The 12934-nt window shown below is 74.6% G+C and carries 13 protein-coding genes and 2 tRNA genes; 11 read left to right on the forward strand and 4 right to left on the reverse strand.

Annotated elements, in window-relative coordinates:
* Positions 1 to 391: hypothetical protein (locus VKZ81_RS04560; protein WP_324240131.1), on the reverse strand; the 391-nt coding region annotated here is incomplete at its 3' end.
* Between the two features lie 32 nt (positions 392 to 423).
* Here VKZ81_RS04560 and VKZ81_RS04565 point away from each other — a divergent pair.
* Positions 424 to 885 carry a GNAT family N-acetyltransferase gene (locus VKZ81_RS04565; RefSeq protein ID WP_324240132.1) on the forward strand — a complete coding sequence of 154 codons (462 nt, stop codon included), beginning with the start codon at positions 424 to 426 and terminating at the stop codon, positions 883 to 885.
* Positions 886 to 887: 2 nt separating this feature from the next.
* On the opposite strand, the gene VKZ81_RS04570 is transcribed toward VKZ81_RS04565, so the two are convergent.
* Positions 888 to 964: transfer RNA gene (locus tag VKZ81_RS04570), tRNA-Pro, on the reverse strand.
* A gap of 96 nt (positions 965 to 1060) precedes the next feature.
* On the opposite strand from VKZ81_RS04570, the gene VKZ81_RS04575 reads away from it, so the two are divergent.
* Both VKZ81_RS04575 and VKZ81_RS04580 read left to right on the forward strand, forming a co-directional pair.
* Positions 1061 to 1134, forward strand: a tRNA-Gly gene (locus VKZ81_RS04575).
* 600 nt (positions 1135 to 1734) lie between these two features.
* On the forward strand, positions 1735 to 2529 hold the full coding sequence (locus tag VKZ81_RS04580; RefSeq protein ID WP_324240133.1) for an alpha/beta fold hydrolase: 795 nt from the start codon (positions 1735 to 1737) through the stop codon (positions 2527 to 2529).
* Here the strand turns inward: VKZ81_RS04580 and VKZ81_RS04585 are convergent.
* The gene (locus VKZ81_RS04585) at positions 2492 to 4993 is read right to left on the reverse strand and encodes a PEP/pyruvate-binding domain-containing protein (protein ID WP_324240134.1); all 2502 of its coding nucleotides are present in this window, start codon (positions 4991 to 4993) and stop codon (positions 2492 to 2494) included. The two genes, VKZ81_RS04580 and VKZ81_RS04585, sit on opposite strands and share 38 nt — an antisense overlap.
* Positions 4994 to 5344: 351 nt before the next feature.
* Here VKZ81_RS04585 and VKZ81_RS04590 point away from each other — a divergent pair, with 351 nt between their 5' ends.
* The 3 genes from VKZ81_RS04590 to VKZ81_RS04600 all read left to right on the forward strand — a co-directional run bounded on the left by VKZ81_RS04590 (position 5345) and on the right by VKZ81_RS04600 (position 7506).
* Positions 5345 to 5695 (forward strand): YciI family protein, encoded by a 351-nt coding sequence (locus tag VKZ81_RS04590; RefSeq protein WP_324240135.1) that lies wholly within the window; start codon positions 5345 to 5347, stop codon positions 5693 to 5695.
* A 6-nt stretch (positions 5696 to 5701) separates the two neighbouring features.
* A complete protein-coding gene (locus tag VKZ81_RS04595; protein ID WP_324240136.1) occupies positions 5702 to 6934 on the forward strand; it encodes an RNA polymerase sigma factor in 1233 nt (410 codons plus the stop codon).
* Positions 6935 to 7122: 188 nt separating this feature from the next.
* Positions 7123 to 7506 carry a hypothetical protein gene (locus VKZ81_RS04600; RefSeq protein WP_324240137.1) on the forward strand — a complete coding sequence of 128 codons (384 nt, stop codon included), beginning with the start codon at positions 7123 to 7125 and terminating at the stop codon, positions 7504 to 7506.
* A 63-nt stretch (positions 7507 to 7569) separates the two neighbouring features.
* Here VKZ81_RS04600 and VKZ81_RS04605 read toward each other — a convergent pair whose 3' ends face one another.
* Positions 7570 to 7998, reverse strand: a complete 429-nt coding sequence (locus VKZ81_RS04605) for a DoxX family protein (RefSeq protein ID WP_324240138.1) — start codon at positions 7996 to 7998, stop codon at positions 7570 to 7572.
* An 83-nt stretch (positions 7999 to 8081) separates the two neighbouring features.
* Here VKZ81_RS04605 and VKZ81_RS04610 point away from each other — a divergent pair, with 83 nt between their 5' ends.
* The 5 genes from VKZ81_RS04610 to VKZ81_RS04630 form a co-directional block, all read left to right on the forward strand.
* Positions 8082 to 8969, forward strand: a complete 888-nt coding sequence (locus VKZ81_RS04610) for an IclR family transcriptional regulator (protein ID WP_324240139.1) — start codon at positions 8082 to 8084, stop codon at positions 8967 to 8969.
* Entirely contained in the window at positions 8905 to 10149 is a 1245-nt protein-coding gene (locus VKZ81_RS04615; RefSeq protein WP_324240140.1) for an MFS transporter, read from the forward strand. The genes VKZ81_RS04610 and VKZ81_RS04615 overlap by 65 nt, the downstream gene beginning before the upstream one ends.
* Positions 10146 to 11735: a benzoylformate decarboxylase gene (gene mdlC / locus VKZ81_RS04620; protein WP_324240141.1), complete on the forward strand. Its 1590-nt coding sequence runs from the start codon at positions 10146 to 10148 to the stop codon at positions 11733 to 11735. The genes VKZ81_RS04615 and mdlC overlap by 4 nt, the downstream gene beginning before the upstream one ends.
* A 48-nt stretch (positions 11736 to 11783) precedes the next feature.
* Positions 11784 to 12584 carry an NAD(P)H-binding protein gene (locus VKZ81_RS04625; RefSeq protein WP_324240142.1) on the forward strand — a complete coding sequence of 267 codons (801 nt, stop codon included), beginning with the start codon at positions 11784 to 11786 and terminating at the stop codon, positions 12582 to 12584.
* Between the two features lie 82 nt (positions 12585 to 12666).
* On the forward strand, positions 12667 to 12934 hold a 268-nt coding region (locus VKZ81_RS04630; protein ID WP_324240143.1), incomplete at its 3' end, for a TetR/AcrR family transcriptional regulator.

The raw sequence follows: 12934 nt of genomic DNA on the forward strand, positions 1-12934 counted from the left end.
GCGGTTCCACCATGCCGGGCCACCAGACGAAGTGCTGCCCGTCGGCCTGCTCGCGCAGCCCTCGGGCGTCGAGGACGTCGGCCCAGTCGTCGACCGCGGCCACCGCCCCGCGGCCGTGGCGCAGCTGCGCCCGCACGAGCTCGGCGCGAACCGGTCGGGGCAGCCCGTGGAACGCCTGCTCGTCGAGCCGGACGACCGCGAGGTCCCCGGGCACGTTCCACAGCTCGTAGGTGTCGCGGAGCTCGGGGGAGACCTCGCACCGGGGCTCGGGCGCCAACCCGAACTCCGCCGCCTCCCGTGTGGTCAGGAAGAACGGCTGGCGTTCCGGCGCGAGCCACCGGGCCCAGCGGCGGAGAAGCGAGGGCTCGACGACGATCCCCAGAACCTCCACCGCGGCACGGTACGCGGCCCGAGACTGTGCGCATGCGCGTCCACCTGCTGACCAGCGAGGACCACCGCACCTTCGACACGGCGGTCCGGACCTTCCGCCGGATCGACGGCGTCGACCACGGCCCGTTCCTGCGCCACCCGGCCTCCGTCGCGTTCGTCGCGACCGAGGGCGACCGGGTCATGGGCTGGGCGTGGGGTACGCGTCAGCGGCACGCGGCCGGCTACTCGCAGGTGCAGCTCTACGAGATCGAGGTCGTCGAGCCGGCCCGACGGCGCGGGGCCGGCCGCGCCCTCCCCACCGCGTTCCTGGATCTCGCGCGGCGAGAGGGTCACCAGAAGGTGTGGCTCCTCACCGATGCGCACGACACGGCGGCACAGGCGCTCTACCGGTCGACCCGCGGCGAGCCCTCCCACCACGACGATCTCGGCTTCTGGTGGCAGCTCGGTGCGAAAGCGGGTCCGAGCGGCCCGGAAGATCGTCCGGACCGGCCCTGACCTGGTCGGGGTGGCGGGATTTGAACCCACGGCCCCTCGCTCCCAAAGCGAGTGCGCTACCAAGCTGCGCCACACCCCGTCGAGCGGAGTCTAGGCGGCAGCACCTGGGCCGGGACACCGGATACCGGGTGGGCCCGACCACGTCACAGGGGGTCGGGTAATCTCGGCGTCACGTGCGGGCGTAGCTCAATGGTAGAGCCCCAGTCTTCCAAACTGGCGACGCGGGTTCGATTCCCGTCGCCCGCTCCACGCCGCTGACCAGCGGAAACGGCCGCCGCTCCGATCACAGGAGGGGCGGCCGAGTCGTCTTCGGAACCGCCGGCTCGCGGATCACGGCGCCGCCGAGCGCGCCCCGCCCCTTCCCGGCGACGACGAAGCCCGTCCGGCAGGAGAGGCGCACCGCCGGGTCGAGGATGTGGACGTCGAGGGCCGGCCGGTCGGGGCCGCGCCGGACGGCGAGCAGCCGGCAGCCGGCGGCCGACGCGGTGACCGCGCGCGGGGGAGCGCCATGGCGACGACCAGCTCGGGGACCGGGGCGCCGTCGAGGCCCACGGCCGGCAGCGGCTCCCGGAATTGCCACCAGGCCGCGCCGGCCCGCCGGCCCTCGTCGTCGACCGACAGCACGCTCGCGTCCGGCTCCGCGGGAAGCCCACGCAGCAGCGCGGGATCGTCGGGCGGGGGCGGCCGGCCGTCGACCGCCGATGCGAGCCGGGCCATCTCGACGATGAACGCGGCATCGGAGGGGGCGCCGGTGCGGACCGGTACCCGCGCAGCGTAGATCCGGAACCCGGTTTCGCCCGTGGAGATGAACCGGGTTCCGCCGGCCACCGGCGCCCTAGCGTGACGCGCATGCAGCGAGCGATCACCGGCGTGGCGGCAGGCGTCCCGTTCACCGCTCTCCCGCCCGTCGAAGGCGGTCCCGCTCCGCTGATCGTCACCTGGCACATGCTCGACGCGCCCTGCTCGGACGCCGCGTTCGCCGCCGCGCTGCCGATGCACGGCGTCCCCGCGTGGCGGGTGCACCTCGGGATGCCGATGTGCGGGGCGCGCATGGTCGACGGCCGCATGGACGCCGTTGGCGAACTGATCCGCGAGGACGCCCTGATGGCGTACCTGTACCCGTTCGTCCGGCAGGCGAGCGAGGAGTTCCCGGCCGCACTCGCGTCGATCCGACGGCAACTTCCGGTGGAGGACGGCCCGCTCGGCGTGCTCGGTGGCTCCCTCGGCGGGGCCGTCGCGCTGCGGGTCCTCGCCGACACCGACGTCCCGGTCTTCGCCGGCGCCGTCGTGAACGCCGCCATCCGGATGCGGACGGTGGTGGACCTCTTCCCGCACGACCCGTACGACGCCGAGTCCGAGCGGTCGGTCGACGGCCTCGACTTCCTCGCCAAGGCGCCCGCCATCGCCGATCGCGCGCCGCTGCTGGTCGTGAGCGGCGAGCGGGACCACCCCGGCCTGCGCGCCGATGCGGTGCGGCTCGCCGAGGCGCTGGGGGAGCGGGGCGAGCTGCTGTCGATCCCGGGGCTCGCGCACCCGCTGGCCGACCAGCCGGGCATCGAGCCCGCGCCGCAGCTGCCGATCGCGCGCGAGGTGGACGCGGGCCTGGTCAGGTGGTTCCGTCGGCACCTGGAGGCGCGCCGGTAGCGTCCACCGACGGCGACGGCGCGGCGAACGTGACCGTCCCGGCCGCCCCGTCCACGGTGATCACCTGCCCGGTCGTGATGAGCCGGGTGGCGTCGCGCACGCAGATGACGGCCGGGATGCCGTACTCGCGGGCCACGGTCGGCCCGTGCGCCATTGCGGCCCCGGTCTCGGTGACCAGGCCGCCTGCCGTCATGAACAGCGGGGTCCAGCCGGGATCGGTGGTCGGTGCGACGAGGATCTCGCCCGGCTCGACGTGCGCCCCGGCGGGGTCGAGGATCACGCGCGCCGGGCCGGTCGCCGTGCCGGGTGCGGCCGCCATGCCGGTCAGCGCGCCGTCGGGCGCCGGGGCGGCGGGCGCCAACGCCTCCGGGTTGGTCCCGTCGGAGAGCAGGAGCCCGGGGACGCTGCGGCGGCGCATCTCCCGCGCGTGCTCGGCCCGTCGGGCCGCGATCCGGTCGCGGAACTCGCCGCCGGACGTGGTCGCGGTCAGGGCCTCGGCGAACTCGAGGAACACGATGTCGTCGGCCCGGTCGAGCACCCCGCGGTCGCGCAGCTCGGCGCCCGCGGCGAGGAGCTGCCTGCGCATCTCGGCGAGCGGGTACAGCCAGGCGAACTTCGGCAGCTCCCGCAGCCCGGCGAGCGCGCGCGAGCGCCGCAGGAGGAAGCCGGCGAGCCGCGCCCGAACCGGCCGGGTGCGCCGGGCGCGGGCCACCAGCTCGTCGATCTTCGCCTCCGCCTCGGCGGCCGCTCGCCGGAAGCGCAGGTCGGGGAACTGCTGCGGGTCCGACACCCGCAGGTAGCCCGCGATCGCGGCGAACACCGGGGCGGGGTCCTCGGCCCACCGCGGCACCCCCACGTCGATCTCGGCCGCGCCGCGGTGCCCGTACGCGCGCAGGAACTCGCCCAGCCCGATCTCCGGCAGGTCGCCGGCGAGGTAGCGGGCGGCGAGTTCGGTGGGCGGTGTGTTCAGCAGCAGGTCGCGGTGTTCGGCCGCGCCCCGCGCGAGCCGCCACAGCGCAAGGTCCATCTCGGTCGTCACGTTGTGCGGCATCCCGCGCAGCGTCTCGTCGACCTCGTCCGCGGTCGCCACGCCGCGCAGCAGGCCGACCGCCCCCGCCCGCGCGATCAGGGCCCCGTACAGCGGCGGCAGCATCTCCGCCACGCCGATGGTCATGAACGCCCCCTGCAGCTCGGCCGCTGCGCGCAGGCGTTCGGAGCTGCTCCGAGCCGTCTCGATGCGGGACAACCGCTGCAGGTGCGCGCAGGCGCGGAACGCCCGGTCCCGCGCGCGCCCGGGCCGGGCGAGGGCGCCGACGATGCCGATGATCAGCCCGGGTACCACCCGGGCTGCCACCGTGATCGCGACGCGCAGCCGGAAGGGCCTGCCGGGCAGCGGGGCGAACCGGGGATCGTCCAGCACCCGGGCCAGGCTCGCCGCCACCCGCGGCCCGTAGATCCGCATGGACTCCGGCAGCCGCTTGCGCGCGGGCCGGTAGCGGACCCACGGCGTGAGGTCGAGGTACATCCGGCCGGCCACGTCGACGATGCCCGCACGGCTGGTGAGCGGGTCGGTCGGGACGCCGATGGACCGCAGGTACTGCGCCATCACCAGCCGCATCACCGAGATCCCCATCGGTGTGAACGGGCGCAGCATGCCCTGCATGTGCCCGACCTCGAAGTACACGCGCGGACCGGGGGGCGGTGAGTCGGGCAGCGGGAACAGCGTCGTGATCGGCCTTGACTGCAGCAGCCACAGCGTGCCGTCCCGGTCGAAGGCGAACTCGATGTCCTGCGGGCGGCCCAACCGCCGCTGGACCCGTTCGCCGGCCTCGCGGAGCTCGCGCAGCTGCGCGGTCGTGAGGCAACCGCCCGCGTCCGCGGGCGGCCGCTCGGTCAGCACGTAGTGGTCGGCGTCGGTGGTGCCCTCGACGACGGCGTCCCCCAGCCCGGCGACGGCGTCGACGACCATCTCCGTGCGCGTCCCGGTGATCGGGTTCGCGGTGAACAGCACCCCCGCCGCGGCCGGGTCGACCATCCGCTGGACGACAACGGCCATGCCGACATCGGCGTCACGGAAGCCGCCCGCCTCGCGGTAGGCGGTGGCGCGCTCGGTCCCGAGCGACGCCCGGCACCGCGCCACGGCGTCGAGCAGCGCGTCGACGCCGCGGACGTTCAAGAACGTCTCGTGCTGACCCGCGAAGCTCGCGTCGGGCAGGTCCTCGGCGGTGGCGCTGGACCGCACGGCGACGGCGCCGGCCCCGAGCCGCTCGTAGGCCTCGCCGATCCGCCGCCGCAGGTCGTCGGTGAGCTCACCGGCCGCGGTGGTGATGCAGAACCCGTCGGGCACCCGCTCGCCCGCCCTGATCAGCGCGGCGAGGCCGGCGGCCTTGCCGCCGACGAGCGCGACCTCGGCCGGGTCGACCTCGGCGAGGGGGATCAGCGGAACCGACGACGTGACGGTCATGGCGTGCTCCATCCAGCCCGAACCAACGCGACGCCGACCAGGCTTCCCGGCACACCTGGGGGCGAGCTTACGCCGCGGGCGGTTTCACGCCAGCGCGTCGGCGAGGTGGGTCCCGAGCGACGTCCACGCCCGCCGCGCCGACGTCTCGTCGTACCGCACCCCCGCCTCGGGGCTGTTCGCCGTCGGTGCCACGAGCGGACGCGCATGCGCCCACCAGCTCTTCAGGAAAGCCACATCCATGTACCTGGGCTTCGTGGATGTGGCTTTCCTGAAGGAGGGGATCTCGCCAGGATCTGTCGATCCGGGGCACCGCCGTTCGTGTAGGGGGTGACCCACCGGAAAGGAGTCACGATGGCCCGCTACCTGCTCAGCATCTACCAGCCGGTAGGCGACCCGCCGCCGCCCGAGGTGCTCGACCCGATCATGCAGGAGCTGGAGAAGGTGAACGACGAGATGCGCGCCGCGGGGGCGTGGGTGTTCGCCGCGGGCCTGCACGACCCCAGCACGGCCACGGTGCTGCGCGCCCGGGAGGGCGAGGTGCTCGTCACCGACGGGCCGTTCGCCGAGGGCAAGGAGCACCTCGGCGGGTTCACCGTCATCGAGGCGCCCGACCTGGACGCCGCGCTGGAGTGGGGGCGGAAGGTCGCGACGGTGCTGCCGCTGCCGATCGAGGTGCGGCCGCTGCACGTCGGCACCTGCTGACGAGCCGTGCTCACCGCCGCGGAGATCGAGGGGATCTTCGCCCGCGAGTACGGCCGGGCGGTCGCGGTCCTGACCCGCCTCCTCGGCGACATCGACCTCGCCGAGGAGGCGGTGCAGGACGCCTTCGCGACCGCCGTCGAGCGGTGGCCGCGAAGCGGCCTGCCGCCCAGCCCGGCGGGCTGGATCATCACGACCGCCCGCAACCGGGCGATCGACCGCCTCCGCCGCGAGGCCTCCCGCGCGGACCGGCACGCGCAGGCGGCGCTGCTGCACGCCGTGGAAGCCGAACCGGACGAGGAGCTCGCCGTGCGCGACGACCGCCTGCGGTTGATCTTCACCTGCTGCCACCCCGCGCTCGGCCCGGCCGCCCGGGTGGCGCTGACGCTGCGGCTGCTCGGCGGCCTGACCACGGCCGAGATCGCCCGCGCGTTCCTGGTCCCCGAGCCGACGATGGCGCAGCGGATCGTCCGGGCGAAGGGCAAGATCCGCACGGCGCGGATCCCCTACCGCGTGCCCGACGAGAGCGAGCTGCCGGACCGGCTGCGGGCGGTGCTCGCCGTCGTCTACCTCGTGTTCAACGAGGGGTACGCGGCCAGCGGGGGAGACCGGCTGGTCCGGGACGACCTCTGCACGGAGGCGATCCGGCTCGGCAGGCTGCTGGCCGAGCTGATGCCCGACGAGCCGGAGGTGATCGGCCTGCTGGCGCTGATGCTGCTCGTCGAGGCTCGCCGCCCCGCCCGCACGACGGCCGACGGCGACCTCGTGCTGCTCGCCGACCAGGACCGCGGGCGGTGGGACCGCGCGCTCGTCGCCGAGGGCCAGGAGCTGGTCCGGCGGTGCCTGCGCCGCGGCAGGCCGGGCCCCTACCAGATCCAGGCCGCCATCCAGGCCGTGCACAGCGACGCGCCCACCGCGGAGGCCACGGACTGGCGCCAGATCGTGGCGCTCTACGACCAGCTCCTCGCCGTCGCGCCGAGCCCCGTGGTGGCGTTGAACCGGGCGGTCGCCGTCGCCGAGGTCGAGGGGCCCGCCGCGGGCCTCGAGCTGGTCGACGCGCTGGGCCTCGACGGCCACCTCGACGGCTACGACGTGTTCCACGCCGTGCGGGCCGACCTGTTGCGCAGGCTCGGCCGCATCGCCGAGGCGCGCGGGGCCTACGACGCCGCGATCGAGCGGACCGGCAACGCGGTGGAACGCGCCTTCCTGGAACGCAGGCGGGCCGAGCTCGTCGAGGGATGATCACCCGGACGCGCCGCACCGGTCACCCGCTCGGAACGTGCACGCCTCGGCGCGGAACGTGACGGAATCCGGTTCCCGGCCGGTGTACCGCCCGGGATCGATCACCGTGCGTGGCCGGTTTCCCGCTCGGTCCAGGGCCTGAACGTGCATCCCGAACCGGCGCACACGATGGTGGGACATCCGTAGTGGTGGCGCACGCCGCGTGGTTGGCGTTTTTTCGTTCGATTGTGTCCGCGCGGTGTTCACCCGTTCAGGAGCCGAAGGTGTGGAAGAAGGCAGGAATCGTCGTACCCGCGAGCCTGGCTGCCGTGCTGGCGCTGGCGCCGGCCGCCAACGCGAGCGGGTCGCCGGAGGGCGCCGAGGACGCCGAGCAGGTCATCACCGGCGACGACGCCCCACAGGACGGCCTGGTCAACCTCGGTGACCTCAACGTGCTGAACGGCCTGAACGTCTGCCCCGACCTCACCGCGGTGGTGGGCCCGGGCAACGTGCTCGGCATTCTCGGAAACGGAACGTCGGACCAGGACGTCGCCGACGCCCCGATCACGTGCGAGGCGACCGCGAAACGGTGATATCAGCCCTCGAATCCGCTGAGAAACGGCACCCGGCCAGGAGGGCCGTTTCTCGGTTTTCGGTCAGCGGGCAGGCAGCCACGCCGCGATGGACTCCCGCCTGCCCCAGGCGATAAGGGCGACGATCACGAAGATGATCGCGGGGGTGATCACCAGGGTCGGCTGGTCGAGCACGACCGCCTGGGTGTAGGCGGCGCAGACCATGAAACCCATCAGTCCGACGGCCGCGGGGCCGGCCAGCCGCGGGATCATCAGGCCGAGCCCGCCCGCGAGCTCCACGGCGCCGGTGACGTAGCGGAACCACTGCCCGGCGCCGATCTCGTCGAAGATCTGGATCGCGTACGGGTCGCCCCAGAACTTCGGCGCCGCCGACGCGACGACCAGGAAAAGACCGACCAGGATCTGCAGGGTCCACAGCGTGACGCTCGTCGCGCGGGACGGGGTGCGAGGCGCCCGGCGCCGGGCAGTGGGGTCGGTGGCGAGCTCGGTCATCTTCTCCTCCGGGTGGCGTGGTCGTGGTGTCGCGAGGTAGGACCCGGGGGCGCGCAGGAACTCATCGGTCGGGGGAGCGTTCGATGGCGGGTGGGACCTCGGAGCCGGGCCGGTCGGTGCTCGACCGGGCGCTCGCGGTGCTGGGGTCGTTCTCCGACGAGCGGCCCGAGCAGACGCTCGGGGAGATCGTGGCGGCCACCGGGCTCGCCGCGGCCACCGTGCACCGGTTGGTCGCCGAGCTCGTGGCCTGGGGCGCCCTCGAGCGGCCCGCGCGCGGGCGGTACCGGATCGGGATCCGGCTGTGGCAGGTCGGTTCCCTCGCCCCGCTCGCCCGCGACCTGCGCGACGCCGCGCTGCCGTACCTGCAGGACCTCGGCGCCGTCACCGGCCAGGTCGTGCACCTCGTGGTGCTCGACGGCCACCAGGCGCTGTTCCTCGAACGGCTGCCGGGCCACGCGGACGTCCCGGTGCGCTCGCGCGTGGGCAGGCGGATGCCCGCCCACGCCAGCGGCCCCGGGAAGGTGCTGCTCGCGTACGCGCCGCAGCAGGTCGTCGCCGAGGTGATCGCCCGCGGGTTGCCGCGCATGGCGAAGGGCACGATCACCGACCCGCACGAGCTGACCGTCGCGCTCGCCGAGATCCGCAGGGTGGGCTACTGCCTGTCGCGCGACGAGATGACCGACGGCGCGGCCTCGGTCGCGGCCCCGATCGTCGGCCCGACCGGCGACGTGGTGGCGAGCGTCTCCGTGGTGGTGCCGAGCAGCACCGAGAACCTCCAGCCGCTGGTGCCCGCGGTGCTGCTGACCGCCTCCGCCGTGGGCCGCGCCCTCGTCCCCCGATCCCGGTTTTCCGCTCAGTGCGAGGACGTCCTGACGGCGCGCGAGCGCCGTGCCGATACTCCGCCGCATGTCCGCGGATCCAACGCAGAATCCCGCGCAGAACTCGGCGCAGAACCCGGCCCGCGCCCGTGAGGGCGCCCGGTGGGTGGCTCCGCTCGCGTGGTCGTCGGTGGCCCTCGAGGGCTTCGACCTGGTCGTGCTCGGTGTCGTCCTGTCCCCGATGCTCCGCGACGGGGTCTGGGGACTCACGCCGAACACCGGGGCGTTGATCTCCTCGGTGGGCCTCGTCGGCGTGATGGTCGGGGCGATCGCGATCGGCGCGATCACCGACATCATCGGCAGGCGTCGGGCGCTGCTCTACACCGTCACCGGGTTCTCGGTGCTCACGCTGCTGTGCGCGGTGGCCCCGGACCCCTGGACGTTCGGCGCCTTGCGCTTCCTCGCCGGGCTCGGCCTGGGCGGGGTGCTGCCGGTGGCGATCGCGCTGGTCAACGAGTACGCCAAGGTCGGGAAGGGCGGTGGTGCGACCACCGTGCTGATGACCGGCTACCACGTCGGCGCCGTGGTCACCGCGCTGCTCGGGATCGTCGTCATCCCCGCGCTGGGCTGGCGGGCGATGTTCGTCATCGGGGCGCTTCCCGCGCTCGTCCTGGTGCCGCTGATCGTGCGGTACCTGCCCGAGTCGGAGTCGTTCCTCGCCGACAAGGAGCGCGAGCGGCACAACCCCGTCGCGATCCTCTTCCGCGGCGGGTACCTGCGCGCCACGATCGCGTTCTGGGTGGCTTCGTTCATGGGCCTGCTGCTGGTCTACGGCCTGAACACGTGGCTGCCGGAGATCATGCGGTCGGCCGGGTACGAACTGGGGGCCGCGCTCGCGCTGCTGCTCGTGCTGAACATCGGCGCGATCGTCGGCCTGCTGGTGGCCGGGCAGGTCGCCAACCGGATCGGGGTGCGGCCCGCCGTGCTCGCCTGGTTCGCCGCGGCCGCGCTGTTCCTCGCGCTGCTGTCGATCCGGCTGCCCGGGATCGGCGTGTACGTCGGCGTGCTGCTGGCCGGGGTGTTCGTGTTCAGCGCGCAGGTGCTCGTCTACGCCTACATCAGCCAGCACTACCCGGCCGCGGCTCGCGGCACCGCGATCGGCGCGGCCAGCGGGGTGGGCCGCTTCGGCGCGATCAGCGGCCCGCTGATCGGCGGCGCGCTGCTCACGGCGGGGATCGCCTACCCGTGGGGCTTCTACGTCTTCGCGGTGGTCGCGGCGGTGGGCGGGCTCGCCGTGGCGGCGGTCGGGGCCGCGCGGGAGGTGAACGCGTGAGCCGCACCGTCCGCGACGCCACGTTCGACGTCCTGCGCCGCCACGGGCTCACCACGATCTTCGCCAACCCCGGGTCGACGGAGATCCCGTTCCTCACCGACCTGCCCGACGACATCGAGTTCGTCCTCGCCCTGCACGAGGGATCCGTCGTCGGCATGGCCACCGGGTGGGCGACCGCGCTGGAACGGCCCGCCCTGGTCAACCTGCACACCACCGCCGGCCTGGGCAACGCGGTCGGGGCGCTGGCCACAGCGCGGGTGAACCGCGTGCCGCTGGTCGTGCTGGTGGGCCAGCAGGACCGGCGCCACCTCGCGCTCCAGCCCTTCCTCGCGGGCGAGCTGGAGGGGCTCGCGGGCAGCTACCCGGTGTGGGTGCGCACGCCCGCGCGGCCGCAGGACGTGCCGGGTGCGGTGGCGAGGGCGTGGCACGAGGCGCGCGCCGGTCGGGGCCCGGCGCTGGTCGTCGTGCCGAGCGACGACTGGTCGGCGCCCGCGGAGGACGGCCCGGTCCCGGCCCCCGCGGTGCTGCGCCGGGCCGACGCCGCCCGGCCCGAGGCCGTCGACGAGCTCGCCGCCCTCGTCGCCGGGGCGACGTCCCCGGTGCTCGTGGTGGGGGCCGACGCCGACTCCCCGGCGACCTGGCGGGCGCTGGTCCGGCTGGCGGAGCGGCTGCGCTGCCCGGTGTGGCAGGAGCCGTTCGCGGCGCGCGCCGGCTTCCCGCAGGACCACCCGCAGTTCGCCGGGCACCTGCCCGCCGGGCGGTCGGGGCTGCGGGACGCGCTCGCCGGGCACGACCTCGTCCTCGCGGTCGGGGCGCCGGTGTTCCGCCAGTACCCGTACGAGGAGGGGCCGCTCGTCGAGGCGGGCACGACCGTCGCGATCGTCACCGACGACCAGGAGGACGCTCACCACAGCCCGGCCGACCTCGCCGTGCTCGCGGACCCGGCCGCGGTGTGCGCGTTGCTCGCCGAGCGGGTGCCGGACCGGCCGGGCGCCGAGCCGCCCGTCGTCTCCCGGGCCCCGGCGCCGCCCGGGCCGGGGGAGGGCGAGCCGCTGCGGGCCGCGCACGTGATGGCGGCGCTCGCCGCGCGCGTCCCGGCGGAGACCGTGGTCGTCGAGGAGACGCCGTCCAGCCGCCCGGACCTGCACCGGCTGCTGCCCGCGCGCAGCCCGCTCGGGTTCTTGAGCGCCGCGATGGGCGGGCTGGGGTTCGGCCTGCCCGCGGCGATCGGGGTGCGGATGGCGGCCCCGACCCGCCCGGTGGTGGCGGTGGTGGGCGACGGGTCGTCGCTCTACGGGATCCAGGCGCTGTGGAGCGCGGCGCACTACGGCGTGGGCGTGCTGTTCGTCGTGCTCGCCAACGGCGGCTACGCGATCATGGACCGGCTCGCCGCGCAGCGCGGCGGCAAGCCGCCGTGGCCGGGGTTCGCCGAGGTCAGCATCGCCGGGCTGGCCGAGTCGCTCGGGTGCCCGGCCCGCCGCGTCGCCGACCACGCCGCGCTCGTCGCGGCCCTCGACGAGGTCGTGCCCACGCTGCGCGAGCGCTCTCAGCCGCTCGTCCTCGAGGTGGCGGTCGTATCGGAGTAAAACCGCGTACCTTGTACTCGGTACAGTGTACGCGCTAACCTGCCGCGCATGATCCTGGTGACGGGGGCGACGGGCAACATCGGGCGGCTGGTCGTCGACGAGCTGCTCGCGGCCGGGGCGACGGACGTGCGGGCGTTGACGAACAAGCCGGAGAAGGCGGCGCTGCCACCGCAGGTCGAGGTCGTCCGCGGCTACATCGGCCGCCCGGAGACGCTCGGCGGGGTGTTCGACGGGGTCGAGAAGATGTACCTCGCGCCGCTGGAGTCGACGGTCGGCGAGGTCACCGCCATGGCCGTCAAGGCAGGCGTGCGCTACATCGTCGACGTGTCCGGCCCGAAGGACTCGTGGTGGGCCCCGGTCGCCACCGCCGTCGAGGAGTCGGGGGCGGCCTGGACCCACCTGTCGCCGGGCGAGTTCATGGACAACATGCTGGTCTGGGCCGAGCAGATCCGGACCACCGGCCAGGTGCGCGACGGCTACCCGGGCGCGGCGAACGCGCCCATCGACATGGCCGACATCGCGGCCGTGGCGGCGAAGGTGCTGCTCACCGACGGCCACGCCGGCAAGGAGTACCTGCTCACCGGCCCGGAGACGCTCACCCGGGCGGAGATGGTGCGCCACATCGGCGCCGCGCTGGGGCGGGAGATCCCGCTCGTCGAGGTGAGCCACGAGGAGGCGGTCGCCGTGCTGGAGCCCGCGATGGGGGAGTTCGCGCGGTGGTACGTCGACGGGATGCGCGACCTCGTGCAGCACCCGCAGGAGGCCAACCGGCTGGTCGAGGAGATCACCGGGCGGCCGGCCACCACGTTCGCGCAGTGGGCCCGCAAGAAGGCCGACGCGTTCCGGTGAACGAGCGGCCCCGCCCGCACCCGTAGCCGCCCCCGCGCCGTTCGCCGGAAGAGAGTCTGTACCAAGTGGTACAGTCGCCGGCGTGCAGGGGGACGCGAAGGCGGCGCTGCTCGACGCCGCGATCGCCCACCTCGCCGAGCACGGCCTCGGCGGGGCCACCCTCCGCAGCATCGCGTCGGCGATCGGCACCAGCCACCGGATGCTGATCTACCACTTCGGCTCGCGCGACGGGCTCCTGCTCGCGGTCGTGCGCCGCGTCGAGGAGCAGCAGCGCGCCGCCATCGCCGAGCTCGCCGCCGACGAGCACGCCTCCGCCGCCGAGCTGACCCGCCGCATGTGGCAGCGGGTCG

Source organism: Pseudonocardia sp. (genome assembly GCF_035305885.1).
Taxonomy (GTDB): Bacteria; Actinomycetota; Actinomycetes; order Mycobacteriales; family Pseudonocardiaceae; genus Pseudonocardia.